The following is a 26788-nucleotide window of genomic DNA, read 5'->3' on the forward strand; positions in this document are numbered from 1 at the left end:
CTTTGTCTGTTGATAAATAAATCTTTAAAACAATGGGATTTGCACAACCACAAAAAGGGCTAGTGCCAATAGGTGGAAATTGGTATGCTACGCCCGATATTCCACAAAAACCAAACTATAGCGACCCGTTCAAACCTATCCTAGAAGTCAGTAAGAAAGGAATTGAAATTAATCCACCTATAGGCATTGACTTTGAACCAATTTCCGACGGCTGCAATATTGGATTACAGGCTACCGGATTTTTAGCTTATATCAATTTGCCGTCCTATCAAATCCTGTATCACAATCCATCATTAGGCTGCAACCCACCACCTCCACCACCGCCGGAACCATTAGACGATGAACCATTGCCTTTTCCACCTCCACCACCCAATCCTTATCACAAGTACATTGTGATAACAATGACTGAATCGATTAGGTCTACGACTTCAGGCAAAGCTATTGAGGGGTATCTTGGCGAATTTCCTGAAGGCTTTCAATTTAGTTCGGATGAAACCAAATCTACAAAAATAACTTCACTGGAGGAGACTGCACCAGATGAAATATTAATAGGCAGAGAGCTGATCGTATTTCCTAATTACAGGGATATCTACGCAACTCACGTTGCGGTATGGGAGGAGAGCAGGAGCTTTACGACTGACTATCGACGCTATCCCGATAGTAAAAATTACCCCAACATCAGCCCTGCCAGTACTAGCTATTCAGGTGTTTGCAGAACTTACTTCAATGCCAATGTTCGCAATATCAGAAAAGATGAAATATTATCTTTCTCAGCTAATAGCACGCCTGGTATTGCTTATGATGGGTCTGAGTATCAATTCGAGACTCCTAGCGAAGGTAACATTGACTCTATCCAAGCCTTCTCTGTCAGCTTAAGAAGTTACTCCGATCTGCTGTCGAACCCTGACATAAACAAACCGTACAAAGTATACGGCAACACGCTGGATTTGATAGATGGAATTAACTATTTTGCTGGCAGAGTTGATCAACAAATCAATAAACCCAGAATAATTATCAAGGAATTACCCAAAGGCGAAATAGTTCCACCTCCTCCACCGCCGAAGCCCAAGAAACCACCCGAACCACCACCTGACGATATGTGTTGTAATAACCAGAATGCTTTGATTCAGTATCTCCTAGCCAAAGATAAACAAAATACGCAGGATATATCGGCTTTAGAAAAATATATTAATCAATTAGATGGGGCAGGAAAAGAAATTTTTAATTCAATAGCGCGACTAGATATAGTTGCCAATGTAATTGGATTCTTCGTTAGTAAAATACTAAAATTATTACTTAGGTTTTAGCATGGGTGTCCCTGGAAATTCTTCATTTAGCAATATTCCCGCCAGATTTAATCAAGGTATAGACAATTTACAAAAGCGATTTGGATGGCAGCCTGAGTACGATAAGGGGAATCCAAATGCAATGCTCCAGCGTCAAATAGATGAAATAAAAAGGCAAATTGTAGACATCAACAAGAAGTCTGAAGCACAAAACAGAAGAATACAAATATTAGAGTTTAAATTTGATTCAGAAAAGCAAGTAAATGCTGCTGAACATAAAGCTCTATGGGGTGCTATTGGTGCTATTCAAAAGCTTGTAACAGGGCTATTGGCTGGATTACCAGCGCTGGTTCAAACTATTATTTTATCTGTTATTGGTAGCGTACTTTTATCCAAGCTACTCGAACTTGGGATGGGATTATTCCTTAAGAATGGCAAGTTCGATTTAAGTGGAATACTTGCCAGAATACAAGAGGCTAAGGATGATGCTAGAGCAGCCGCTACTTTAGCAGTAAAGGCAGAAGGGAAAGCGGATAAAGCTTCAACTAAGGCTGATTCTGCATTAGAATATATTAAATTTATAGAGAAGTCCGCGCTGGATGCTTTCAAGCGCCTGGAGGCTTTCATTAAATCTGAAATCGCCTTCTTAACAAATGCTACTAACAATGCTTTATTGAGACTGCAAGATAGAATAATAAATCTTGAAGCTTTAGTTAAATCAATCAAGTCTCAGCTTGATCAATTTATCGCAGCAATAAACTCTCAGATAAAGAGTATAAATACCTTAATCCAAAAACAATTTTTGGATTTGAATAAAACTATTAAGAAATTAAGTTTTGATTTAAACAAGTCTCTTGAGAAATTAGCTATTGATTTCAACAAGTCTCTTGAAGGCATAAAAACTGATTTAGCTGTTTCCTTAAACAAGCTAAAAAGTGACTTTACCGGTGAAATTAATAAGATAAAATCCAATGTTCTTCAAGAGCTTCAAAAAATCAAGCCACTCATTGACAAGATTCCAGAAATACTTGCTCAAATCGCTACATTTGGAATTCAAGTAGCAGCTATTTTCTTGGCGATAAATGCGATAAATGCAGTTATAGCAGGGCTAAAATTAGCAGTAGGTAAAGGCGTGACAATAATCAATAATTACACAAACAATAACTACACCAATGTAACTAACGTAAACAACCCTCCGTTAGACCTTGGACTATTAAAGAAAATAGACATTACCACATCAACTAATTTATCCTTAACAGCAAGTGTGCAGTCTGCTGTTCAGGTGAGTTATCTAAAACTGTTGAGCGGCTTTAAATGGCTGCAATTGGATAGATTGCTTAATCTTCTAATATTTGCAGGAACTGTACATAATGCATTGCAATTAAGCTCTAACATAAGCACTACCTTAATGCAAGTAATACAAAATGCTCTTGATACAATTGGGCTAAAAGATGATTCAGGAGCAGCATTTGATGTTACCAGTGCTATTAATTCAACAGTAGAAAATACCATAAAAGCTATTGTTGGAGAGGACAATTACACCAACATCAAAAAGGAATGGGCTAAATATAATCGCATTTATCAAGCAGCTGGGAATCTATTCTCTTCCCTCCTAGACATGGCAGACACAACTTTATATGCACTGCAAGTAATCTCTGGTCAAACTTCAAAAATAGGGAACGCGTTAAGAAATGCAGGTGAGGTTTTTGAGAATGCCTATGGTTGGTTCAATCCCACGCCAAACTTTTCAAATCCTCTGCTTACGAAATTAAATAGTTTGGAAGAGACAGCTTCAATGGTAGAGAATGTCTCGCAGCAACCATTAAACGTTAAATCAGCAAAGGAGGATTTGGAGGAATCGGCGAAAAATCTTGCAGACAGCTGGGAACAAAATGAAGGTGCAGCCCAAGGGAAAGAGGTTCCTGAGGCGAAGCAGGAAAAGGAGAAGAGAACCGCCGACAAGGACGAATCAAAAGGTTTAGATATAGAAGATCCAATTGATAAGCTGGAGGCTGACGACTAATGACATTACCCAAGGACGCGTGGGAACATTTGCAAGACATGATTCGCCGTGATCATGCCAAGATTTTAGCTAGATATTTTAAAGATTTAGGTCCTAATTGGGAACCAGAGATAGCATCTACCAGAGGGGCAATTCGTACTGCTTGTACGATAAAAGATGAGGATACTGCCACAATTACGTTACTACGTTTATTCTATTTTTATATTATTCTAGGGTACGGATTTCGCGGATTAGCACCAGTTTTTGGAGTTCCAAGTCAACAATTCCAAGAAGCTTATGAACTTCATCCACAAATATTTTTATATTTCTCACAGGATAAAGCTTCCATTCCTGATGGGTTACGCCCGGTGGAGGCTCAGATTTCCTTCAGAATCATGGGATACACTAAAGAATCTATGACCCCTGCAAAAGCACTTCCCTTCGCTACAAGAATTGCGGAAGAATTTGTAGAGGCAAATAAAGGTATTACCTTTTCCAAAGGAAAGCAGGTAATTAGTTATGTTGATGTGAAAAATGGTATCAAAACTTTGAAAATTTTTGCACTTTCTCAATCAGAAGGAATTGATATTATCAAAAAAGTTTGTAAAGTTCTTTTGCTTCCATATTCTTCTGAATTCGTGGGAACGAGTGACAAACCTCAAAGAGCATCTATTACAAAACCCGTAGGCAAGGAGATGGTTTATGGTAAGTCCGTCGCCAAGAAGCGGTGGCGACCAAGTGCGAAAGTGCGATTTAGATACGCTTACATGATTGTTGATAACAGGGAGTTTCCTGTCCCGCTCGTGGACACTACCGGACGGTTCCCTGACGCAATCATCAAGAAGTATGGGTAACGGTTCCGACCGAGAACCAAAACGCGGACATATAATATATTTCCTTTGCATTTGAAGCTCTTTTCCTATGCCAGAATGCATGATAGTAAAGGATTAGAGCATCATGGTTACTAAAAAATCGAAGTACCGAATAGATATTGGTACTACTAAGAGTATTTATCTGAAATCATTACCCAATATAATCGGCGGCATCGCCACCGAGATTGGGTGGACTTTAGATGATGATGGAGTGCCGCCTGCCGGTCGGACTATTGTGGCCGAGAACAGATCGGACGCTGTGGACAAAGGCATGGTTCCCTTTGTCATCACGTATCAAAAAAACAAGAAAAATCAAAGTACTACTATTTTGGTGTCTCCAGATAAAGCTGATACCGTGGCGGAAGACCTTATAGGTAAGACTTACGGCGGAGGGCAAATATCCAAGGTGAGAGCGCCACGACGAGCTAAGTTTACTATTTGATTATTTTTTGAAATTCACAAAATAGGTTTGATTTAGTTTAAAAGGAAATAATCAATGGAATACGTTGTGGTTAAAGTCGAAGCGGGCGCGATTACGGGGTACTGGGACGGGTCACTTTTTCAATCGAACATTGATTTATCCGATGTGCAAGGAACTATAGAAGACGCACGTTTTCTCCAAGGTTCCGTGCAAACTCAAGATTTGAGTTTTGATGTTGAATATCGTGAAGCCAACGTAACGATTGTATTAGTGTAGGTAATTGATATGTGGGCAAAAGTTGGACAGAAAAAATTTGATGATTTATTTGTTTCGCCCAAGCCCACAATACTTTTTATCCACAATTGGACTAATCGCAGGATAGCGGTATCCTGCGAAGTTCCGGGGCGTGAATGGGAGCAAGTGGCTTGGCTTATCCCATTCATGAATACACCCGGGGGGAGATTTGATGGTACATGGTATCCACTTTGGGAAGGTGCGAAAATGCTCACTTTACCAAAGGAGGAGCTTGTAGGATGCACTCTAGAAGTGCGTCCTAGACCTCCCATTAAATCTATTACTGTTACTTTATACGAATCTTTCTTGAATGATGAATTTTCTATAGATACGAATATTCAAGAAGATTTGCTTGGGCTTTCAAGTCAAATTGAAGGAGTATTAACTCAAGTGCAGGGAGTATCAACTCAAGTGCAGGGAGTATCAACTCAAATTCAACAATTTTATAATTACGTAAAATCTAAATTAGGAAACTAATCTGTAAAAAAAATATCTATTAAATTAATAAAAATATGGCTATCGAACTATTAGGACTGCTCATGGGAATGATAGGAACCTTATTAGCAATTGGTTCCAGTATCTTCTGGTGGAATGAACAGGATAAAAAAAATGAAGTTAAAAAATATGCAGCGGAAAGAGAATTTGGACACATAAAAAATGCCTTAATTCAACAGTCAAGCTCACTTGCAAATGAATTTCAAGACATAGATAGAAAATTAGATGCAATAAAAGACGATGTTCAAGAAATAAAATTTAAACTAAATGTTGAGGAAAAATGATTAATAATCTTTACTCTTATGATCAAGCTTTAGCCATTGTGGAATTATGTTCTGGTCTTGAATTTTACTTAAGACACGAAGCAGACGAAAAACATATTAGAGTTTTAGGGATTGATATTGTTGCTTCTATCCTCAAAAAAAATCATGCTGAGAGAATCAGCATGATGAAAGAGGTTGTTAAATATCTGTAAATTAGAGATTAGGTTTCTCCTAGCAGCCACTTGTATTCTGAAACGGCTTTTTTATAGGCTTCTTTACCTCCAGGTGCTTCCCCCCAAAGGAATTTGATGATTTCTGTCTGGTTGAATTTCATTTCAAGTTTCAGCCGATGAATTTCATGAATAGCTTCAGTTTGGGTCATTTTGAAACGTGTGAAACGCTGGTCAATGTCTTCAGAAGGATTGATTTCAGGTTGTTTCATCGTTTCAGGAGCCGTTTCAAACGTTTCAGAGTCGCGATCGCACTCCAGTTCCCAAATTTCCTCCAACTTTTCTAAAGTCAGCGGGGTTGCTTCCTTCCTTCCATCAAAATCAAAAATTGTCTTCCACTCTGGTACGGTCACTGGTAAAAACTCCCCGCCGGGATATTTCACTGACCAATTTCTACTGCTGCCACCAGTTGGAGCAACACAATGTAATTCTAAAAACGAATCATCACGAGTTTTTGAAGTGCCTTTAGCATCTCCCATTAACGCCAGTGTTCGACCGTGAGAGATGAATAAGCAGTTGAAAAATATTTTGCGGTTGTCAGATAAACACGCCTGAATAAAATCACCTGAGTTTTTACAGCGTTTGGCGTAATTAGTTAACTCTTCAGCTACCAAACAAATTCTTCCCAGCTTTTCTACTGCGGCTTTACCATGCTCTCTTAATATTTGATAGCGGCGTTTGCATTCCTCAAAATACCAGCCCATAAATTCATCTATGGCTTTATAATTCATTCCCGCACCAATAACCTCTAATCCTTTCCATTGACCCTTCTCAGCATGAGGATCTAAAACTACCACCCTGTCACCACGGGTTTTTCGGGAATGTACGATGTGACTGGCCGCCGTGGTTTTCCCTCCCCCCTGTCCACCCCAAATCAGAACGCAAAAGTAGTCAACCGCATGAGTGAACCAATCAGTTTCCAATGACTTGGTTTCGTTGCCCTCAACTTTATCCTTGGGGTCAATTGTTTTACCCAAAGTTTGATTCCCTGACAGATAAGGTGTTTGCTGGTTACGGATAAATTCAATGTAGGCGATACGCTGCTCCTCACTCATGCCAGCGGTTTCTGCTTCAAAAATTAATTCTGAAGCTTCCATCTGAGTAAGTTTCACTTCCACTTCAGCTAATAGTTCAGCTTGTTGAATAACCACAGCATTGTCGTTCGCGGTCAATTCGACATCTCGGTAAACTTCCATCAGTTCAATTTGGGTAGTTAGTTCGCTGATAGCCTCATCCCTTTTCTGAATCAGGGCATCCCACTTGGCTTTTTGATTTTGCTCATGCTGAAACTGCCTGAACATCCAGCCCGCCACGGCGAAACTGATAAATCCTACAGCTGACTGAAATGGTTTAGCTGGGTTACTGGGCAGTTCTACCCGTTTCTTAATCACATACTTCGAGCGACCGTCAAGTCCCCACTGTTCCCAGTGGTAAGGAGTCATCCTGAATGGCCTGTTATTTTTATCGGCGCAAACTTTACCAGCCGGAGATTTGATGCAAAAGTAAATTCGGGCTGAACTTGTTCCACTCCAAGCCATTGCCGATGATGCCACTCCGATAAATAAAGCAGATGCAATTATTGAAATCCGTTTATCAAAGGAGTGTCTGTTAATTTTCAGCATCAGGGCTGAGGTTTGAGCTTTGGATAATTGCTTATGCCATACATTGATATATTTCATTTTCCACACCTGTAAAACATAGGGTCAATCCACCAGTTCCACCACTACCCTTGTATATCAAGGGTTTCATCCACCAGGCAATCCACCAGGCAATCCACCAGGCAATCCACCAGGCAATCCACCACCAATTACTTTTTGATGAATATCTTGGAGAATATAACTCTCACCCCAAACAATAGGAGTGCAATCGCAATTCCTCCTACCCAGTCAGGCATCTCTTTCTGAGGTTGGTAAATTCGCTGAATCTCTTCAGATGCTGAACTGATAGATGTTCTAGCCTCCCACCATTCCCCCACGGGTTCACTTAAAGCGCACAAACAACTGAGCGAACCGGCACACCCAATCATTGCAACTGAGAAAGATTTCTCACCAACGGCAGTGGCGGTAAAGTAAAAGTGACAAGTGCCAACTGCCAAAAGTAAACCAGCTGGGTGAACCTGTAAAAGGTGAAAGGTAAAAATTATTGTGGAATTGAGAGCAGTGCCAGCTGCAATTTCACAGGCATTGCCAGCACGTCTAAAAGTCCGCTCTCTATTATTTTCCTGTACCAATTGCTGTGGTACAGATTGTTGCTTGTTGTCATCCAGCCCTTTAAAATGAAAAGGGCTGGTGTTAGTTGGAGTCGAGTTCCGTACTAACATCAGCCTTGCTCCTATTTGGTGAAAATTGACCTAACCAATGTTGATTTTCTCTTCTGGGGGATTGCCACCACGACTGCCAAGTTTGACTCTCTGCATTAGTGATTGGCGTTTCTCCCGAACAGATTGCTGAATTGCCTGTCGCTCGGATTGCACCTTCTCGCGGCTGGTAATATCAGCAATTTTGTTCTGATGACGAAACAATTCAGCCTGTAAGTCATGCTGCAAGGTAGTAGCAATTTCAGTTAGAGCATTTTTACGTTTAGCTTCCAGTCTGGTTCTATCACTTCTATCTTGAGCGTCAATTAGTTCCATTCCAGCGCCAAATTCAGAATCTAATTTCCTAATTTTGGCTAGGGAATCAGCAACTTTAGAACTGAATTTTTTACGTAATTCTGTCCATTTGACTTGACCGTCACTCATCTTTTCCATTGCATCAAAATACTTTTCAGCGTTGGATAGAAAAGGGTCAATGTAAGATGCTATCTGGTCAGAATCGTGTGCCATGTCAGCAAACTTTTCAAGGTTGGCGACATCACACAGGTAATCAAGAATATTCTCTTCAACTCCTCCCCACTCACGGGCTTTTTGGTCAATGTGTTCGGAATAGCCGAATGTGGGATTAATTATTCTGAAGTCCATGATTAATCACTCCATTAAAGTCCGTTGGCTTTTTTAACTTTCTTGATAAACTCGTCAAAACTTTCTTGGTTAGTTGACGGTTTTTTCTTGGGGGGTGATCCGATAACTTTTTGAATGAATTGATCAAATGTTTCTTTATTTGATTTGGTCATACTCAACCTCAAAAAGTTTTTGCTGTCCTCTAACAGGGAAAGGAGTTATAGGGGTAATATCTCCAAACATCCAGGCATAACGTCCAATCTCCCAATTACCGCAGGCAATTTCTATGTCTGACTGTTTATCAATTAATGTTTTAGTCATTTTGATGCAGTCAATCAAGCTAACTTTTGCTACCGCATACCCGCGCGGTAAATCTTTGTATGGAACAGGTTTGGACTCTGAAAGCATTGGAATACTAGGAAGTGAATAGTAATAATCTTGGTATTCCATGTTCATTGTTTTTGAAGCACAGATTAATAAGTCACCTCTATAATCTGTGTACCAAAAACGTGTTTCCACGGTCTTGACTTTTAATGCAACCAAAGAAGCCCAGGGTTGCCAAAGGCTTATTGCTTTCATGCCGGAAACTCCCTAACTTGTAAATAAAGAGGGAAGTTTTTGATATTCCCAAATTTCTTATCCCTACCCTTATCAAGTCCAGGTGCGCGGTATTCGTAAGATAAATCACCCATTGAGCAAGTGAAAATTCTCTTGGTTGATTTCCACTTGAAAGGCTTGTCAAATTGGCTTGGGACTAACTGAATTGTCCCATCCCATTCTTTAACCTTTTGGTATTGGGTAAATTGTTGAAGCCTACCACTTGCAGCCTGAGTTGCTGCATAACAATTTTTACAACCCGCTGAGATTCGACTACAGCCTACCACAGGGTTCCATGTTTCATCACACCATTCAATCTTGCTCATCTAATTTCCACTCAAGGTATGTAAGGGCTGTTTCTGCATCCTCAATTTTCAGATCGGGTTCGTAACCGTTTTCTTGAATTTCTGAATATTCAGGATGCTCTTTAATGTCGTTGAGCAAGGATTCAACTTCTCTAATCAGATTTATGAGCGGTATCATTTTGGGTAATATCTAAAAGCCAATTAGTGAGCCATTCATCTAATTCATTTTCGGTGGATTTAAGGAGCAAAGCGGCTGCTTCTTGCCCTACCTGTGTCATCCAATCCCTTGGTTTACCACCAAGATGAATAGCTATGTGTTGAGAAAACAGTACAAATGCTACTGCATAATATAGGGTTTCTCGGTTTAGTTTGTTGCGCTTGATTTTGCGCCCAGAACCTCTATGTAATATCAAAGGAGTTGATGTCATTTGGTTTCAAGAACTGAGTTAAGTAATTTGGCTTTAGCTTTAGCTTTTTTCTCGGTCAAGTTGCGCTGGATTGTTTCTGGAGTTGATGATTCAGTTAGTTTGAAATAGATATCCCAGCTTTTACCGGTTTGACATTTGAAGGCAGAAAAGCCTTGAGGTAAGTTTTTTCTGGCTTCATAGTAAGCAACCGAATCCCAGATAGATGCTTCTTTCATCACATATTAGTGGCGTAAAGTTTGAAACTTTGGTGGCAGGTTTCGCACCTGTAGAAATTCCAATTTTCTTTGGACTTGTAAAAAGTTAGGGTATTTTTACAGTCCGGGCATCTCTTTTTAGTTTTCATTGCAGAACCACTCACGAAATAGGTCTTTATAACTACCCAATAACCAATCAAGACCGGATATTCTGCCTGCTATAAAGCAGAGGTGGCAGAGTAAAAGTAGCTGGAATAATTCAGCGAGGAACTTCATTGAGTGGGGGAGTATTAGCCATACTGCGAGTCCAAATGCGGCTGAAATTGTTAGTGATAGTGAGGTTTTAATCATGGCTGACAGTCTTTATCTTTTAGGGGTAAAAGGCTAAAGGAACCTTCTTTAATATGTGTCTGCGAGTCAGGAGGCAGAACGTCTAAGATTAGCTCATCAAGAAGTTCTTCAGCCTCATCATCGTCGTAGCCTTCAAAATGTACTTCTGCTTCAGGTGGAAGCTTGGACAATCTTTCAATCAATTCCTGTACTGTCATTTCATCTCCACAAAATGTATGTCTGCATTGCATCCATGCAAAAGCTAAGGGTCACTCAACCGCAAGCAGGTCTTTGATATTCGCTCAATGCTGGAGGGCTGCTATCTCCTCCTGTTATGCAGTTGTTGGTAATTAGTTGCTGGGATTAGACGTTGATTAGGCGCTGGCAGATCGTTGTTCTAGGAGGCTGCCATCTCTCCGGTTTTTGCGCTGTTTGTCCGTCTAAACCACAGATTCATTTGATGTGTAGACATTTTTCTCAAAAGCTTCTATCAAGTCATCGAGCGTACATTGATAGATGTCACACAGCTTTTTCATCTTGGATGGGGGTAGGTGTGGAACGCCTCCTTTTTCCCATGCCCCAACCGTTTGAGTGCGGATGTCTAATTCTTGAGCTACTTTTCTTTGAGTCAAGTTAACTCGTTTCCTAAGTGACATTGGCGTTAAGACTTCCTTTTTGCCTTCTCTCATATTATAATCAAAAGGTGCGATTAACGCAACCCTTAAACAGGATGCGCTAACCGGATATTTACTAAACTACGGTAAGCAGGTCTGCCAAACAATCCTGCTTACCTTACACAATCTCACAAAACCTCAACAGTAGCGAAAGCTTGTGTCAGTGAGAGTTTCCGGCACATCAGTTAGTACCTACAAGTAGTGGATGAGACACGAGTGCTAAAAAAGAAACCCGCCTATCTGGAGGCGGGTAATCAAATCAAGGAGGTGTCCCGTGTAATTATTCGTTTTTCAGCAGTTCGGCTCTCAGGTCATCTAAAGGTGATTCTGGTTTTACTGGTGGGAGTGAAACGGATTCTGGTTCGTCAGGGATAAATTCAAACTCCATCCTTAACTTCACCTTGCCTTTGCGCCATCCACCACCATTGATGGATAAAAACTCGCAAGCAGCACCCTCTCTTACCAGGTAAGTGACTAATTGACCGCCATCTCGATTTCCATTAGCAGTATCTGCTATCTCTTTCAATACCGCACTTACCTTACCTGTTGACAAATCCCAGCCGCCGGGGCTTTGCGGGAAATTTATAACATCATCATCACTCGGTGTAACCATTGCCTGAGTTTGCTCCAATTAACAACAAAGCAGGTTGGCTGCAACTAACCTGCCTTACCCAATATTCCCATTGCCGATCACAAATAACCAATGAATAAATCAGCCATCATCCCCATCCTTGAAAGAATCTCCGCCAACAAAGACGGCAACAACCTCACACACTCGAAAGTAAGAGTCTTGGCATACGGAATCTTGTTCATCCTGGACGACATAATTGATATCGCCTCACAGCACCGAGAAGAAATTGAAGCGTTCCTCAAGATGCTCACAAAATTTGGAATTCCCCATCATGCCAGATGTTATTTAGCACACGAGGCGCTGGCCCTGGTCAAGAAGGACGACGGCACAAAAAAGTTCATGGGGTCAACAAGCCCGACGAACTTTTAACATCGGAGCCTGACCCCGACGACATCCCCTTTTAGGCAGACATTCACTCTTAAAAATAACGGAGACGGTATAATGGTTACAACCAAGAAAAAAGCCAGGGGAATTAGCAGTTCACCTGACAACAAAAACGATATTAATGATGATGTAATTATAACAGAAAAAGACTCACAAAGCCTTTCTGAAGTAGTCACTTTACCGCGAAACAGATTTGCATCACTCGAAGATTTTAAAACATTTATTATAGATTCATTCACTAACGGTAGTGCCATAACTATGGAGCTACTGCTTGAGTGTGTAGAGTTTCATGAAGACGTAGAAACCACATCTTGGGGAGATGTAGAAACCCCTATACATGAGGAATTGGGCTGGTACTTTACAAGATTTGGGCATCAGTGTAGAGAGCCAATATACGCCGCATTCCTAAGAAATGAAGATGGTAGTTTGTGGCAGGCAATAGTTAGCATTTGGGACGAAGACCGCCAAAGACCCTACAAATATTTAGCACCTAAAGGCAACGGTGATAGATCATTTTTACCACCAATCCCAACAAGCATCAGAAAAAAGATTGCATCTAGATACGGCGTAGATATTCCTCTAGATGGTAGTTTTTGGGAATGGCTTAGTACCGCCAAGATTCCCAGGATTGTTTCTGAGGGAGGCAAGAAAAGTTTATCAGCATTGTCTCAAGGATATGTAACCATTGCACTTTATGGGTGTCGCTGCGGTGGTGGTAAATCTAAAGATGATGATGGTATAGATTTAGAACCGCGACTAACTGACGATTTAAAACAGCTTGCTTATGAAGCTTCCATTTGGCTTTTCGCAATGGATAGGGATGATAAGCACAAAGCCAAAGTCTCTGTCACCAAAGGCAAGAAAAGATTATCAGATGCCTTGAAAATTGCTTGTAACCCATACTTAGAAGATATATTTTGGCGACCTGAGCAAGGGAAGGGAATTGATGATTTAATTGTTAATTCAGGTTCAGGAGCTTTTGACCGTGCGTACTCCGACGCTGTTGCTAGGTTAGAAAAAACATTTAAATCTGGAAGTCCAAATAATAACGAACCAGAGAAGCATAAGAATCCACCACCGGATCAAATGGCCAAAGAAATAGCTGAAGATTATCGCCACATTATCTCCTTCAACGATGAAACTAAATCATGGATGAGATATGAGGCTGATGCCAATGGTGTATGGTCTCCAGAATCTAACGAGTATATGGAGGCTGTGGTTTACAAAATCTTAGGAGAGAAAGGCGCGTATAATTTTGGGGCTGATTGTGTTAGCAACATTTTAAAATTACTTCGCCATGAATTAATTGAACGTCGGTGGAATGAATTTGATTCCCGTGAATTTTTACCATTTGAGAACGGGGTGTTGGAAATTGTCAATGGGAAGTTACATAAACACGCACCAGGATTTAGACTTACTTGGAGTTTACCAAGGTCTTATTCTGAGATTGCTGGTAATTGGAATAATATTAATAATTTCCTGGAACACCTATCAGACGGTAATCCTGATGTCAAAGAATTATTAATTTGTTACTGCAACGCCGTCATCAAAGGACGGTACGATTTGCAGAAATTTATGCACTTAATTGGACTGGGTGGAACAGGTAAAGGAACATTTACCCGACTCGTAACTGAATTAATTGGTGAACAAAATACCCTAGTAACTAATTTACCAATTTGGTGTACGAATCAATTTGAAGGTGCTAACGCCTTCGGTAAACGTTTAGTAATCTTCCCAGAGGAAGACCCATTCAAAGGTTCAATTGGTAGATTTTTAAGTTTGACAGGTGGTGACAAAGTTAGGGCTGAAGAAAAGCGTAAAAAATCTTTCAACTTTGACTACAAGGGCATGACCTTAGTTTGCTCTAACTTCCCAATTTTTAGCGGTGGCAGTAGCAGCCGTGCCAAACGTCGAACAATCACAGTTCCCTGTAACAAACGAGTTGTAGAAACTCAACGCCGGGAATTATCAAGAGAATTTGAACCTGAGTTATCAGCCTTTACCAATTACTTACTCTCCATACCAGATGCTCGCGTGAGTGCTGTTCTCAAAGGCGAGAAGGAAATAGTTACCTGTACCCTGGAATTCTGGGACAACCAAATGAAAGGTGATTCTGTCAGCAGTTGGATCAATGACTGCATTGTCTATGACCCCACCGCTTTAACTCCAATTGGCAATGACAGAAATGAAGGTAACAACGGTACACCATACACTTTGTTTGGTTCTTACGTTCGCCATTGCCTAAACTCCGGTGGTTCCCCAAAAAGCAGTAGAACTTTCTCCCCAGACTTGATTGAAACTTGTCACACCATTCTCAATTGTCCAGTGATAAAGGAGGTCAACTACAAAGGTAGCTTTATCAGGGGTTTAAGGCTTCGCGTACCTGGTCTAGACGACAATATCCCCACTTACGATCACTGGCTAATTCAAAGAATATCCGCAGAAGATATTAAACCTGGTGGATTGCCTGGTGGATTGCCTGGTGGATTGCCTGGTGGGTCAAATGCCTTACCAGACAAGGAACCTGGTGGAACTGGTGGATTAACCCCCACCTTTACAGATATCCCAGAGAATATTTCTGATATATATGTCGAAGCATCTACAGCAGTGAAAACAATCCCTAGTACTCAGTCCCTACCCCTTGATCAACAATTTCCCCTTGGTAGTTGGGTGGCAGCGATGAACGTTGCAGGCGAAGTTGTTGGTTATGTCGAACCTGATTCTGTGCAGTTGGCGCGTGACGGGAATATCATCGGGCTTTACCACCGCTCAATCTGTGAGGTAAAACCTGTTATCGATCGGCCCAAAGAAATGGAAATAGACATTGTTAAAGGCTGTCCGCACTTACAGGTAGATGGGGTTTACTACTCGGCAAAGGAGAATGTGGGAATATTCAAAATCAAAAAAATACTTTCCACAAAGCATGATGTCATCGGGATAACACCTGGAATTTCTTCATCTGAAATATCTATAAAAATGATGAACATCGTAGCTGTTAGGCAATCTCCCTTGACCTCTCTTGTCGTTGGCGATCAAGTAGAAATTATTAATGGTACGAACAATGGGAAAAAGGGAGTAATCACAAGAATTGATAGTGTAGTTTGGGTTCAGTTGCCAAGTAAATTTTCGGCGTTTAGCTTTTACTCTCATCATTTGAGGAAAATATGACGGTTTGCGTCCAGTAGTAAAATGGCAGTAATAGAACAAGTGAAGGTGAGTTATGATTCAAGCCTTACCCAAACCAGTAACTTTTGAACAATTTAGTCAATGGTATCCAGACACAGGGCGTTACGAACTGCACAACGGAGTAATTGTAGAAATGAACCAACCGCTAGGGGAACATGAATTTATAATTTTGACGCTGTGCCACAACCTTATGAAAGAGATAATTCGTGATAACAAACCCTACAGGATTACTAAAAATACCTTCGTTAAAACACCAATAGCAGAATCAGCTTATTGTCCAGATATATTGTTATTAAATCCTGGCAACTTAGCTAACGAACCGTTATGGGAGAAGGAATCCACCCTCACCCAAGCTGCATCAGTTCCCTTCGTAGCCGAAGTTGTTAGCAGTAACTGGCAAACTGATTACTCTAACAAGTCCACCGATTATGAACTGATTGGGATTCCCGAATACTGGATCATAGATTACCTAGGCGTTGGTGGCAGGAGATTTATTGGTAATCCCAAATCACCAACCTTATCAATTTATTCTCTAGCTGATGGAGAATATCAAGTTAACCAGTTTCGCGGCGACGACTTGATAATTTCCCCAACATTCCCAGAATTACAATTAACTGCTAAAGAAGTTTTATTGACCAATTAATTCAGACACCTGCCGTCGTGCCAGCGTCAACTTATAAAACTCAATTTCAGCCCTTAACCGGGCATTTTCTTCTCTCAAAGCCTCAACATCATCACTCCTATTAACAGCCAATTTAATTACCTTCTTCCGATTCTCCAAGCTAAACCACTTCTGATAAACCTCAGTGTGAATCTCCACTGAATGCCCCAAATTATCAGCAGCGGCTTTAATTGGTACACCCATAATATGCGCTCTAATTGCCCAAGCATGGCGTAAATCATAGGGTGTGAAGGGAATATTTACCCGCCTAAACCATGATGAGCAATTAACTCTAATAGTGTTGATATCAGAAAAACTCACCTTATTATCAGTTTGGTTTTTCAACAGTTCCAAAAACTCAGGATTTTTCAAATCAAACAATTCAACCCAATCGGGATGTAGAGGTAAAGCCTCTCTATATCCCGTTTTGGTGTCTGGGTGGACCTTCCAAGTATTATCAATATTTTCTGAACTCAACCACCAATCAATATTAGGAGTTACAAATAATTCTCGCGGTCGTAACCCATAAGTAGCAAGCATCCCATATACCCATTGCCACATCTTCCAACTATCCAAGCAACTCTTTTTTATAGATGGGTTTCGGCTTCGGGAGTAGTTATAGAAACTTTGATAATACAAAACCACATCCTCATCACTGGGAATATCCCTAATTTGAGTTTGTGGTTTTTTAATTTTGATATTTTCTAAATTAAACGTTGTGATGGTTAAAGTATTTCTAAGAACCTTCAGAGTTTTAACCGCATTCTGTTTTGCGTGTTCATTCTGTAAATTTGCAATTACACAATCTATTGATTCCTGGTTTAAAGGCGTGTCTAATCCCACATACCGTTTTAGATAGTCTAAATAGTAAGAGAATGTATGTTTACTTTTTTGCGTTAACTTGTGAGATTGAAAATATTTAATTTCAAAATCTTTCAAAGTATCACCAACAGTTGAGATGTCATCCTTGACTTTTGCGAGTTTACCTAAGTATTTATCAGTCCACTCGAATTGCTTACGGGCCATTAATTTGCCTAACTCCTGTGCCTCCTCCTCAGCCGTCTTGACCCCATCTAAACTAGCAGGGATGCCCAGAGAAATTTTGTACTGCTTGTAACCAGTTCCATTCCGGTCAATATCCCCAGACTTCAACGGTAAGGATGCTTGCAGTTGAATAGAGTCCTTTGCCACCACCAAACCAACTTTTACCTTTCCAGCCCTGAGTCGAGATTTAGCATCTGCGATCGCCTTCTGAAATTTCTTATCTAAATGTTGTTGAGTTGCTGCCATCTGCTTTTGGATTCCTTTGTAACTACCATCAGTAGATGCAGGCGGCTCATACCCCTCAAAAATACCCTGATCAGAGATTTCCATTGGTGTCTTAAATTTGGCTTAAAATTTAATCCATTTTCTGCTCTTTCAGCACACTGTTCAAGTTGAGCAAAGTTAGGCGTGGACTAAATTGCGGTTTACAACACCATTAACTCATATTTTGTACAGGGAATACCATAAGCTTCTTCCATGTGACGGCTGATGTAGTTCATCGAGCGGTAACAGTGGATGAGGTTCATCTTCACGTTGGGGGTCATCAACATTTCGTTGATAGTACCGTCACCAGACCATTGAGCAACTACACGCAAACCGATTTCTTCTAACAGAATGCGGCTGGCCCAAGCATCACCACCGATGTTGTAGTCACCGATGATGGCTACGTCGTAGGGAGTGCCTTCAAACTGCAATGTACCGTCTTTCTTAGCTTTGTCTGCTCTGGGGAATACCCAGTCACGAATCATGTCGTTAGCGATGTGGTGTCCTAAAGACTGAGACACACCACGGAAACCTTCGCAACGTACAGGAATAACAGGCTTACCGATGGTTTTGGATGTCTTCTTAGCTACTGCTTCGATGTCATCCCCAATTAGACCGATAGGACATTCAGATTGAATAGAAACACCACGGTTTAAGGGGAATAATACGTCTAATTCTTCAATTAGTTTAGTGAGTTTCTTGTCACCACCAAACACGATGTCGCGTTCTTGGAAGTCGGAAGTGAAGTGCATGGTACCAAAGGTGTCAATACCTGTTGTACCAATGTAGTAGTTACGACGACCAGACCAAGACCAGTAACCGCAACCTACGGGACCGTGGCTGATGTGGATCATGTCCTTAATAGGACCCCAAACCACACCTTTAGAACCTGCGTAAGCACAACCACGAGCAGTCATTACACCAGGAAGAGATTTGATGTTAGATTTAACACCACAATCAGCCTTACCTTCTTCAAATACGTTTAAATGCTTCTCGCGCTTTTTAGCAGCTTTTTCGGGGTAAGCTTTAAGAACTTCTTTAACTAGTTCTTTTCTTTGTTCAACAATCTTTTTGTCGTCTGGAGGAGTCATTGTGAGTCTCTCTTGCTCCTAAAGGAACGGAAATAGGGATTAGGTTTTTGGGAATGGGGACTTGAATGTCCCCGATGGAGAGGAAGGAAGGTAAAAAGGAAATTATGTAGTGTTTTCCTTTTTCCTGTGCCTAAATTATTAATTACTACTTGGTAGCACCTGCGGGCTTACCGATAATTTCAGCGTGCTTGGTGTCATCATCAAGAATACCGAATTCAATCAACAATGCTTCCAATTCATCCATTTCAATTGGGGTGGGGATGGTGAGGTTCTTGTTGTTGATGATCTTCTTAGCTAATGCGCGGTATTCATTACCCTGATCGCTATCAGGTGCATATTCGTTAACGGTCATACGACGCAATTCTGCGTGTTGAACGATGTTGTCGCGGGGTACGAAGTGAATCATTTGAGTGTTCAAACGTTCAGCCAAGGTTTCGATCAATTCGATTTCACGGTCAACCTTACGGCTGTTACAGATCAAACCACCTAAACGTACACCACCGGAGTGAGCATATTTTAAAACACCACGAGCGATGTTGTTTGCAGCGTACATCGCCATCATTTCACCTGATGTAACGATGTAGATTTCTTGTGCTTTACCTTCACGGAAAAGAGCAATAATATAATTTTAAAAGCCGGAAAATGTTTATTTTCTAAAATGTTTGCCACAATCATTGTTTTGAGTAAACAGTTTTTTTATTAGGGTAAATCTAGGGTATGGACAGAACACAGGAAGCATTTGCCGATTTTCACCAAACAGCTATTACCGATGGGGGATATTTAGGCAGAATGCAAGCAGTAGAAAATCAAGAAAATCACTTAACGGCAAAATTAATAACAGAATTAAAGGCAATTAATGCTAGACTAAGAGCCGCAAGGGTGAGTGTTTCTGTCAGAAAATCCGGTAATTCATTACAGTTGAGAACTACCCTCCCTATTAAACCAGATGATGTTGATAAAAACGGTATCGGCACAAAGCAATATGATATTTCTTTGGGAATACCATTTAGTTTTGATGGTTTAAATACTGCGGAAGAAGAAGCTAATGAGTTGGGAAGATTAATTGCTAGAAAACAATTTATCTGGACTGATAAATATTTAGGTAAAGCTAGATTTAAAGCAAAATTTATCACAATTGGAGAGTTGATTTCTGAGTTTGAGCAAAACTATTTTCAAACTAGAAAACGCACTCTCAAAAGTAATAATACTTTTAATAGTTATTTCTATATTGCTAAAACACATTTACCAAAGGATAAAATAGCAATAAGTGCAAATTTTATTGATGCTGTGAAATTCTGCACGTCTTCGGATAGTGTGAAAAATGAATTAATTAAAGTAATTAGAGTTTTATGTAAATGTTCTGGTGTAGAAGTTCCAGAATTGAGTAATTTGAAAATTAAAGCTATTTCTCAACGTAAACGTGATATACCGACTGATGCAGAGATAGAACAAGAATATCTCAAGTTTGAAAATTATGCTATCAATCGTTCTAGTAAGTTGATAACTAGGGAAGATAGAAATAATTGGAAACTTTGGCGTTGGGTTTATGGGATGTTAGCAACTTATGGATTAAGACCGATTGAGATTTTTGTTAATCCTGATTTAAATTGGTGGTTGTCATCAGACAATGTCATGAATACATGGCGTGTAAATGAGGAATGTAAAACTGGAGAACGGGAAGCTTTGCCATTATATCCGCGTTGGATAGAAACTTTTAATTTAAAAACAGATACAGAAGCAATTGAGTTATTAAAAGCAAAAATTAAAGATAAAATTACAAGTCGAGAAATCAACTCTGCGCGACATGGTACAGATAGATGGTTTAGATTTGTGGGGATTCCGTTTCAACCCTATGATTTACGGCATGGTTGGGCAATTAGAGCGCATTTAATGGGGATTCCTATTAAAGCTGCTGCTGATAATTTGGGTCATTCTGTGAATATGCACACATCCATTTATCAAAAGTGGTTTAGTTTAGAAAATCGTAAAGTTGCAATTGAAGAAGCAATTAAGAAAAAATCGAAATTGGAAGATTTACAAGATATGGTGATTAGATTGGAACAGGAAAATGAGAGGTTGAGAATTGAGAATGAAAGATTGAGGTTACAGATAGGAAATCAAGAGTTGATAAGAATGATTAATTAATATTTAATTAATACTTAATTAAGTATGGTGTATTTTTTATTACAAAAGAAGGGGACAGGGAACAGGGAACAAATAAAAAACTAAAGTTTAAGAGTTTAAAGCTCAGTCAAAAAAAAGGATGTTTTTACAAGGAGAGTGACACGAAAAAAACAGTATCATTATTTCAATCTCATGTTTTTAAACATGGGAGCATCCCAAATGTGTAAGTTTATTTTTTATCTGAGCTTCCAACTGAATACAAAGCATGAAATAAACGAACCGCAAAGACGCGAAGAGCGCGAAGGTAAGAGGTTTAACAGGTTTTTTGGGTTAGTTGCGTATATTTTTGCAAAATTGGGATGCTCCCTTAAACATGAGTTTTTTCTGTTAAGAGTTGCCCGTTAAGAGTTCCCTCTGAAAAATATTTATTTTGCAAAGATAATCATTTGCCAGCTACTATTTTTAGTCTGCCTGCTTCTGCTGACTTAGGAAAACTATTAATTTTTTTATTACTGATTAATTTAGCACATTATTTATTTGCTATGGTGATTATATCAGGACTTACGCAACTGGCACATTGGTAGGGTGCGTCAGATATCAACAATCTGTTTATTTGCAGGATTTATGCAGTCTGACGCACCCTACAACAGATTTTTAGTGTGACACTTGCGTAAGTCCTATATATAAGAACGATAAATTAACTATCACAATATTTTGCTCAGTTTTGTTTTCAAATGAAAATTAAAAAAAAACGAAATATCCTACGCCAATCACTGACGGTTTTCCGTTATGGTGGACGGGCTGTAAGCTTAGTATGGACTACTAGTCGCTCGCTGACTATTCTTCTGGCTGGTTTAACTTTAGTGGCTGGTCTTTTGCCGGCGGCGATATCCTACCTTGGTAAATTAATTGTTGATGCGGTGGTATTTGCCTCCTCTCAAGTTAATTTAGACAGTAATGGTGTTGTCAATAATTATGGATCTTTATTTTATGTAGGATTAGAAGCGATCGCTGTAATTTTACTAGCAGGGAGCCAACGGGGAATCACCATTTGTCAATCCTTGTTGCGAGCGTTACTAGGTCAGCGGGTAAATGTACTCATCTTAGAAAAAGCGTTAACACTGGATCTGCGGCAGTTTGAAGACTCAGAATTCTATGACAAATTAATCAATGCACGCAGAGAAGCATCCGTCCGTCCCCTTTCCCTAGTCACCCGCACCTTTGGCTTGGTACAAAATGCCCTTTCCCTGATTACCTATGGTGTTTTACTAGTAAATTTCTCAGCTTGGGCAGTAGTGATGCTGATTGTGGCAGCTATGCCTGTATTTATTGCCGAAACGAAGTTTGCTGGGGAAGCCTTTCGCTTATTTAGTTGGCGTGCGCCAGAAATTCGTCAACAGCATTATTTAGAAAATCTGTTAGCCAGAGAAGATTTTGCTACAGAAGTCAAACTCTACCAGTTAGGAGAGATGCTGCTAGGACGTTATCATAGCCTGTTTGCTCAACTCTACGGACAAGACCGTGATTTGACCCTGCGGCGAGGGTTGTGGGGGTATCTCCTCAGTTTAGTTAGTACAGTTGCTTTTTACTTAGCTTATGCTTGGATTGTTTTAGAAACAGCTGTAGGTAGAATTTCCTTGGGAGATATGACAATGTATCTCACCGTGTTTCGCCAAGGACAGTCCACTTTTGCCAATGCCCTGATTTCTATTGGCGGGATGTATGAAGACAACCTATATTTATCGAATCTGTACGATTTCTTGGAAGAGGAAGTACCAACATCTTCGGGTCAGGCTACTACGGGTTTAAATCTCCAAGATGGTATCCGTTTTGAGAATGTATCATTTACTTATCCAGGTAGTTCTCAGCCAGCGTTGAGAAACATTTCCCTGCATTTAAAACCTGGAGAGAAACTGGCAATTGTGGGTCAAAACGGTTCTGGTAAAACTACTTTAATAAAGCTGCTTACCCGACTTTACACCCCTGACTCTGGGCGGATTTTATTAGATGGATTGGACTTGCAGGAATGGGATGTAGATGTGCTACGTCGTCGCATTGGTGTGATTTTTCAGAACTTTGTCCGATATCAGTTCACAGTGGGTGAGAATATTGGCGTAGGTGATATAGAACATTTAGACAACAAAACCCGCTGGCAAACTGCTGCCCAAAAAGGCATGGCCGAACCTTTTATTGACCAATTACCGGAAAGCTTCCAGACACAGCTTGGTCGTTGGTTTAAGGGAGGACAGGAACTTTCTGGAGGACAGTGGCAAAAAATTGCTTTGTCTCGTGCTTTTATGCGATCGCAAGCAGATATCTTAGTATTGGATGAACCAACATCAGCAATAGATGCCCAAGCTGAGTTTGAGATTTTTAATCATTTTCGGGCTATTACTCAACATCAGATGGTACTTTTGATTTCCCACCGTTTCTCAACGGTACGCATGGCTGACAAAATCGCAGTTATAGAAGATGGCGTTGTTTTGGAACTGGGAACTCACGAAGAATTATTACAGGCAGGAGGACGTTATTCTGAGTTATTTTTATTACAAGCTGCCGGGTATCAGTAGTCTTTACAAAAGAAGGGAACAGGGAACTCTTAACAGGGAACAGGGAACAGGAAAAGAATATGTGTAATTTCTTCTGCCTAATTACTTAATTACTTGCCACAGCGTTGTTCTGGCTAATTAGTGAGAGTTATTTATTTGGTGAATAGTGGGGAATATGCATAAATCAGGAAGGTTGATCCTATTTAAAGTAGTACGCACTTAAACAAAGGATTCCATTATGTATCGTATTCAGAAATTAATGAGTACCACACTTTTAGCAACTATGTTATTTTCTCCTGCTGCTTTAGCACAACAACAATCATTAACTACACAAGGCAATAATCTAGAACAGCAGGTACCATGTTTTAATGACAAAGGCAGACCGATCCGGTGTCCCTGGGAAAAACCTATAAAAGCTCCAATAGGTGGGAATACTAACGCTGAGAAGAAGCCAAATCCTTGTAATCCTAAAAAAGGAGTACCTGTTGATACTAAAGCTTGTCGTGATTACATTCTTGGTAATCCTACACCTAAGCCCAGACCTAAATAAATTCGGCGTTACTGAATAAGGGGATGATTGAGGCTGACGCGGGGACACGGAGACGCGGTGATTATATATTGATGCAGATTCTCAAATCATCCCGCAATTATGCAACGCCATAAATTCTAATAGTAAATCAGGAATTGATGAAAATGATTAATTAAAATTACAATAAGTACTAGGACAGAATTAATTACACAATGTCATTGCGAATGGAACGCAGTGGAATGACGCAATCGCAAGGGCTGGGATTGCTTCGCTTCGCTCGCAATGACTGTAAATATTTTTGTCCAATTACTTATGTAGGTTGGGTTAAGCGACACAGCAATCCAACTTACGTCAATTAGGATTAGGACTTACGCAAGTGTCACACTAAAAATCTGTTGTAGGGTGCTTTACTACTGGATAAATCCTGCAAATAAACAGATTGTTGATATCTGACGCACCCTACTAATGTGCCAGTTGCGTAAGTCCTGAGGATTGCATAATTTATTTCTGAAACGTTGCTCTAAATCTTCTAACAACAGATGCTTTCTCTTGATCTAAATAATCTTCAAACTGTATCAATGATAAACCTGCATCAACAAATTTCATTACTTGATCTTTAGTCAATGGATAAGGTACTTTTTCCAGTGCATCTTCTATATTTCTACCCCGACAAATGATAAGTAATATTCCTTCAGGAGCAAGAAAATCTGCTATCAGCGAAATGGCTTGTGAACTTAATGATGTTGGTAAGGATTGCAGTGTATATGATTCTAAAACAAAATCAAAAGTGTGATTCCATTTTGCAGGAGGATTCAATAAATCAGCAACTATATACTCAACAGTAGATTTATAAAATCTATTTTTACACCATTCTATTGCTGAGGGTGAAATATCAAAAGCTGTGACTTTAAAACCACGTTTACATAATTCTTCTGCGTCATCTCCCAAACCACAGCCAATTGTTAATGCTGTTTTTCCTTGACCTTGAATATTATGATCATCTAACCATTGTACTAGGTTATGATTGGGTTTCATATCTGCCCAAGGAATAACTGTATCATCATTATTAGCTTGAGAGTAAAGTTGTTCAAACCATTCTGTTGGTTTACCTGCTTCAATATATTCCTGGGCTAGATTTTGAACGTAAGCTCGATTTTCTGTCATATGGATAAGTGGTAAATAAATTGCATTAAATGCGTTAGTAATGTTTATTGAATCTATTCTCAAACATTTGAGATTACTGACTAATTGTCATAGAAGAACCTACCATTAAAGGCTGTGGAAGTGGTCTTCCTTGTAACTGATATTCTTCAATTAAAAGTTCTAATACTTCTTCTCCATTTTTTATGGCTTCTGCATAGCTTTCTCCGTGAGTATGGGCATAAGGACCGAACTCTGGAAAACTGACTACATATTTCTGATCCTCATTCGACCACTGAATTAAAATACTGTAATGGTGATTCATAATTACTCTTCCTCGTTATCTAAATTTTCTAAGTCTCTGAGGGCATTTATTACATCAGTTTACATTATTCTTTCCACCAAGCACTGAATTAATGTTAGCCTAAGAAAAATCAATCAACATAATTAATGATATGACCATAAACATTAACGTTGAACTTCCTAATGATGTTTTTTCGGCACTTCGCAGTAACCCAGAAACTTTTGTGAAAGAAATGCGTTTAGCTGCTGCTGTAAAATGGTATGAAGTGGGTATGATTTCCCAATCTAAAGCTGCTGAAATTGCAGGAGTTAGTCGTCACCAATTTCTAGAAGCACTTAATCGCTATCATGTTTCACCTTTTCAAGTGACTCCTGAAGAATTAGCTGAGGAGTTAGCACTTAGATTAGTTGGTGAATAGTGCGAACTGACAAGTCAGCGCTTGCACTATCGCTCTCCACAACCCAAAACATCAGAAATGCAATTCCTACGGAGCGCTTTGCTATCGCTTTCTTATTTATTTTCTTCTTGGTTGTACTTCAAAGGCTAAATCTGCACGATAAAAACACACATCGAATTCTGCAAAAAAATTCATGTGTCCAAGTAGCACGGGTGCTTCTCTCGATTCTGTCCAAGCAAATGCAAGCAAAATAGGCGAAAATTCAGCAACGGTAGCTGATAAAATTAATCCTCTTGCTTGAAAATTAGCTAGATTTCCAATTAATTGAATTGGGACTTTTTGCTCTTCCCAAACTGCTCCCAGTTGCAGACCTATTTCATAAGGTAATACATTAACGCTTGCACCTGTATCTAACAAAGCCATAACTTCACAGGAACGGTTTTTGTGAGTCAATATTAATGGTAAATAAGGCATATTGCTAGAAACACCAGGAGTATTACTTCGCTCAATAAAGGGAAATCTTCTACTCTCAAGCATGGCCTTCTTTCTGTGCTGCTGTTAGCATATCAGATAATGTTTGGGCGGCTTCATGGGCATCATAAGGAGACCAGACAACGGCTTCTGTTGATGCTAGTTGTTTCAGTAGCAAGTGTTCTTGTTGTTGACCATCAGGTGATTCTAAATTGCATCCTTCTTCTTTTGCTACGGCTAATAATAGAAAATGAATAAGACGCAATTTGTCTTCGTGAGATAGTTGACTAACAGTAGGTAATAATTCATTTAGTGGCATATTGTAAAAATGGATAAGATAATACTAAGATAACATCGCTCTCACAACCCAAAACACCGAAAATGCGATTCCTACGGAGCGCTTCGCTATCGCACTCAAACCCACAACACCAGAAATGCGATTCCTACGGAGCGCTTCGCTATCGCAAACCTCACCGCAAGTATCGCACCTCCACAACCTACAACACCAGAAGAATACAGATTAAATGAACCGCGAAGACGCGAAGGACGCGAAGAAAGAAGGAAGAAGATTAGTATTCTTTCACTGGGAAGAGAGTATCAATTACATAGCTAAAATGCGATCGCTCTCAAACCCACAACACCGGAAATGCGATCGCTATTTTCATAAAATAAAGCTTTTTAAAC

At 39.9% G+C, this 26788-nt stretch carries 31 protein-coding genes and 2 pseudogenes; 15 read left to right on the forward strand and 18 right to left on the reverse strand.

Translation table 11 applies throughout. The features are described from left to right. Nucleotides 1-32 precede the first annotated feature (32 nt). From ANA7108_RS0115250 to ANA7108_RS0115285, 8 genes are all read left to right on the forward strand, one after another. Nucleotides 33-1307, forward strand: a complete 1275-nt coding sequence (locus tag ANA7108_RS0115250; RefSeq protein ID WP_016951665.1) for a hypothetical protein — start codon at nucleotides 33-35, stop codon at nucleotides 1305-1307. Between the two features lies 1 nt (nucleotide 1308). Further along, nucleotides 1309-3309: a hypothetical protein gene (locus ANA7108_RS0115255; protein ID WP_016951666.1), complete on the forward strand. Its 2001-nt coding sequence runs from the start codon at nucleotides 1309-1311 to the stop codon at nucleotides 3307-3309. Next, a complete protein-coding gene (locus ANA7108_RS0115260) occupies nucleotides 3309-4142 on the forward strand; it encodes a hypothetical protein (RefSeq protein WP_016951667.1) in 834 nt (277 codons plus the stop codon). The genes ANA7108_RS0115255 and ANA7108_RS0115260 overlap by 1 nt, the downstream gene beginning before the upstream one ends. Nucleotides 4143-4245: 103 nt before the next feature. After that, nucleotides 4246-4602, forward strand: coding sequence for a hypothetical protein (locus ANA7108_RS0115265; protein ID WP_016951668.1), 357 nt, complete (start codon nucleotides 4246-4248; stop codon nucleotides 4600-4602). 54 nt (nucleotides 4603-4656) lie between these two features. After that, entirely contained in the window at nucleotides 4657-4857 is a 201-nt protein-coding gene (locus ANA7108_RS0115270; protein ID WP_016951669.1) for a hypothetical protein, read from the forward strand. A 9-nt stretch (nucleotides 4858-4866) separates the two neighbouring features. Beyond that, on the forward strand, nucleotides 4867-5352 hold the full coding sequence (locus ANA7108_RS0115275; RefSeq protein ID WP_016951670.1) for a hypothetical protein: 486 nt from the start codon (nucleotides 4867-4869) through the stop codon (nucleotides 5350-5352). Nucleotides 5353-5387: 35 nt separating this feature from the next. Then, nucleotides 5388-5654, forward strand: a complete 267-nt coding sequence (locus ANA7108_RS0115280) for a hypothetical protein (protein WP_016951671.1) — start codon at nucleotides 5388-5390, stop codon at nucleotides 5652-5654. Next, nucleotides 5651-5845 (forward strand): hypothetical protein, encoded by a 195-nt coding sequence (locus ANA7108_RS0115285; RefSeq protein ID WP_016951672.1) that lies wholly within the window; start codon nucleotides 5651-5653, stop codon nucleotides 5843-5845. The genes ANA7108_RS0115280 and ANA7108_RS0115285 overlap by 4 nt, the downstream gene beginning before the upstream one ends. A gap of 8 nt (nucleotides 5846-5853) precedes the next feature. On the opposite strand, the gene ANA7108_RS0115290 is transcribed toward ANA7108_RS0115285, so the two are convergent. The 11 genes from ANA7108_RS0115290 to ANA7108_RS27435 form a co-directional block, all read right to left on the reverse strand. After that, nucleotides 5854-7542, reverse strand: a complete 1689-nt coding sequence (locus ANA7108_RS0115290) for a type IV secretion system DNA-binding domain-containing protein (protein ID WP_016951673.1) — start codon at nucleotides 7540-7542, stop codon at nucleotides 5854-5856. Between the two features lie 128 nt (nucleotides 7543-7670). Continuing rightward, a complete protein-coding gene (locus tag ANA7108_RS0115295) occupies nucleotides 7671-8183 on the reverse strand; it encodes a hypothetical protein (RefSeq protein WP_016951674.1) in 513 nt (170 codons plus the stop codon). Nucleotides 8184-8213: 30 nt separating this feature from the next. Continuing rightward, complete coding sequence (locus ANA7108_RS0115300) at nucleotides 8214-8822, reverse strand: hypothetical protein (RefSeq protein ID WP_016951675.1); 609 nt, start codon at nucleotides 8820-8822, stop codon at nucleotides 8214-8216. Between the two features lie 135 nt (nucleotides 8823-8957). Continuing rightward, a complete protein-coding gene (locus tag ANA7108_RS0115310; RefSeq protein ID WP_016951677.1) occupies nucleotides 8958-9380 on the reverse strand; it encodes an ASCH domain-containing protein in 423 nt (140 codons plus the stop codon). Continuing rightward, the gene (locus ANA7108_RS0115315; protein WP_016951678.1) at nucleotides 9377-9724 is read right to left on the reverse strand and encodes a DUF5131 family protein; all 348 of its coding nucleotides are present in this window, start codon (nucleotides 9722-9724) and stop codon (nucleotides 9377-9379) included. Before ANA7108_RS0115315 ends, ANA7108_RS0115310 begins: the two co-directional genes overlap by 4 nt. Next, on the reverse strand, nucleotides 9711-9881 hold the full coding sequence (locus tag ANA7108_RS30245; RefSeq protein WP_016951679.1) for a hypothetical protein: 171 nt from the start codon (nucleotides 9879-9881) through the stop codon (nucleotides 9711-9713). The genes ANA7108_RS0115315 and ANA7108_RS30245 overlap by 14 nt, the downstream gene beginning before the upstream one ends. Next, nucleotides 9856-10131, reverse strand: a complete 276-nt coding sequence (locus tag ANA7108_RS0115325; protein ID WP_016951680.1) for a hypothetical protein — start codon at nucleotides 10129-10131, stop codon at nucleotides 9856-9858. Before ANA7108_RS0115325 ends, ANA7108_RS30245 begins: the two co-directional genes overlap by 26 nt. Then, the gene (locus ANA7108_RS0115330; RefSeq protein WP_016951681.1) at nucleotides 10128-10346 is read right to left on the reverse strand and encodes a hypothetical protein; all 219 of its coding nucleotides are present in this window, start codon (nucleotides 10344-10346) and stop codon (nucleotides 10128-10130) included. The genes ANA7108_RS0115325 and ANA7108_RS0115330 overlap by 4 nt, the downstream gene beginning before the upstream one ends. A gap of 326 nt (nucleotides 10347-10672) precedes the next feature. Continuing rightward, nucleotides 10673-10873, reverse strand: coding sequence for a hypothetical protein (locus ANA7108_RS0115335; RefSeq protein ID WP_016951682.1), 201 nt, complete (start codon nucleotides 10871-10873; stop codon nucleotides 10673-10675). Nucleotides 10874-11095: 222 nt separating this feature from the next. Next, a complete protein-coding gene (locus tag ANA7108_RS0115340) occupies nucleotides 11096-11344 on the reverse strand; it encodes a helix-turn-helix domain-containing protein (protein WP_016951683.1) in 249 nt (82 codons plus the stop codon). 265 nt (nucleotides 11345-11609) lie between these two features. Then, nucleotides 11610-11942, reverse strand: a complete 333-nt coding sequence (locus tag ANA7108_RS27435) for a KGK domain-containing protein (RefSeq protein WP_016951684.1) — start codon at nucleotides 11940-11942, stop codon at nucleotides 11610-11612. Between the two features lie 90 nt (nucleotides 11943-12032). On the opposite strand from ANA7108_RS27435, the gene ANA7108_RS0115350 reads away from it, so the two are divergent. From ANA7108_RS0115350 to ANA7108_RS0115360, 3 genes are all read left to right on the forward strand, one after another. Further along, complete coding sequence (locus tag ANA7108_RS0115350) at nucleotides 12033-12329, forward strand: hypothetical protein (protein WP_016951685.1); 297 nt, start codon at nucleotides 12033-12035, stop codon at nucleotides 12327-12329. A 72-nt stretch (nucleotides 12330-12401) separates the two neighbouring features. After that, a complete protein-coding gene (locus ANA7108_RS27440) occupies nucleotides 12402-15512 on the forward strand; it encodes a DUF3854 domain-containing protein (protein WP_016951686.1) in 3111 nt (1036 codons plus the stop codon). A 52-nt stretch (nucleotides 15513-15564) separates the two neighbouring features. Then, a complete protein-coding gene (locus tag ANA7108_RS0115360) occupies nucleotides 15565-16173 on the forward strand; it encodes a Uma2 family endonuclease (protein WP_016951687.1) in 609 nt (202 codons plus the stop codon). Here the strand turns inward: ANA7108_RS0115360 and ANA7108_RS0115365 are convergent. The 3 genes and pseudogenes from ANA7108_RS0115365 to nifH all read right to left on the reverse strand — a co-directional run. Next, a complete protein-coding gene (locus tag ANA7108_RS0115365) occupies nucleotides 16159-17565 on the reverse strand; it encodes a site-specific integrase (RefSeq protein WP_016951688.1) in 1407 nt (468 codons plus the stop codon). The genes ANA7108_RS0115360 and ANA7108_RS0115365 overlap by 15 nt on opposite strands. 113 nt (nucleotides 17566-17678) lie before the next feature. Then, nucleotides 17679-18590 (reverse strand): annotated as a pseudogene (locus ANA7108_RS27445) (nitrogenase component 1); the annotation flags it as partial. Between the two features lie 145 nt (nucleotides 18591-18735). After that, nucleotides 18736-19197, reverse strand: a pseudogene (gene nifH / locus ANA7108_RS27450) (nitrogenase reductase); the annotation flags it as partial. Nucleotides 19198-19307: 110 nt separating this feature from the next. Here nifH and ANA7108_RS0115380 point away from each other — a divergent pair. From ANA7108_RS0115380 to ANA7108_RS0115395, 3 genes are all read left to right on the forward strand, one after another. After that, nucleotides 19308-20735, forward strand: coding sequence for a hypothetical protein (locus ANA7108_RS0115380; RefSeq protein ID WP_016951691.1), 1428 nt, complete (start codon nucleotides 19308-19310; stop codon nucleotides 20733-20735). 713 nt (nucleotides 20736-21448) lie between these two features. Further along, nucleotides 21449-23284 (forward strand): ABC transporter ATP-binding protein, encoded by a 1836-nt coding sequence (locus ANA7108_RS0115390; RefSeq protein WP_016951693.1) that lies wholly within the window; start codon nucleotides 21449-21451, stop codon nucleotides 23282-23284. Between the two features lie 217 nt (nucleotides 23285-23501). After that, nucleotides 23502-23813, forward strand: a complete 312-nt coding sequence (locus tag ANA7108_RS0115395) for a hypothetical protein (RefSeq protein WP_026104213.1) — start codon at nucleotides 23502-23504, stop codon at nucleotides 23811-23813. A 480-nt stretch (nucleotides 23814-24293) separates the two neighbouring features. Here ANA7108_RS0115395 and ANA7108_RS0115400 read toward each other — a convergent pair whose 3' ends face one another. Together ANA7108_RS0115400 and ANA7108_RS0115405 are read right to left on the reverse strand one after the other, a co-directional pair. Next, the gene (locus tag ANA7108_RS0115400) at nucleotides 24294-24956 is read right to left on the reverse strand and encodes a bifunctional 2-polyprenyl-6-hydroxyphenol methylase/3-demethylubiquinol 3-O-methyltransferase UbiG (RefSeq protein ID WP_016951695.1); all 663 of its coding nucleotides are present in this window, start codon (nucleotides 24954-24956) and stop codon (nucleotides 24294-24296) included. 73 nt (nucleotides 24957-25029) lie between these two features. Next, a complete protein-coding gene (locus tag ANA7108_RS0115405) occupies nucleotides 25030-25257 on the reverse strand; it encodes a type II toxin-antitoxin system HicB family antitoxin (RefSeq protein ID WP_016951696.1) in 228 nt (75 codons plus the stop codon). 130 nt (nucleotides 25258-25387) lie between these two features. Between ANA7108_RS0115405 and ANA7108_RS0115410 the strand changes: the two genes are divergently transcribed. After that, nucleotides 25388-25654 (forward strand): UPF0175 family protein, encoded by a 267-nt coding sequence (locus ANA7108_RS0115410; RefSeq protein WP_016951697.1) that lies wholly within the window; start codon nucleotides 25388-25390, stop codon nucleotides 25652-25654. Between the two features lie 96 nt (nucleotides 25655-25750). On the opposite strand, the gene ANA7108_RS0115415 is transcribed toward ANA7108_RS0115410, so the two are convergent. Both ANA7108_RS0115415 and ANA7108_RS0115420 read right to left on the reverse strand, forming a co-directional pair. Next, the gene (locus ANA7108_RS0115415; protein ID WP_016951698.1) at nucleotides 25751-26170 is read right to left on the reverse strand and encodes a hypothetical protein; all 420 of its coding nucleotides are present in this window, start codon (nucleotides 26168-26170) and stop codon (nucleotides 25751-25753) included. Next, nucleotides 26163-26423, reverse strand: coding sequence for a hypothetical protein (locus ANA7108_RS0115420; RefSeq protein ID WP_016951699.1), 261 nt, complete (start codon nucleotides 26421-26423; stop codon nucleotides 26163-26165). The genes ANA7108_RS0115415 and ANA7108_RS0115420 overlap by 8 nt, the downstream gene beginning before the upstream one ends. Nucleotides 26424-26788: the final 365 nt, after the last annotated feature.

The organism is Anabaena sp. PCC 7108, from assembly GCF_000332135.1.
Classification (GTDB): Bacteria; Cyanobacteriota; Cyanobacteriia; order Cyanobacteriales; family Nostocaceae; genus Anabaena.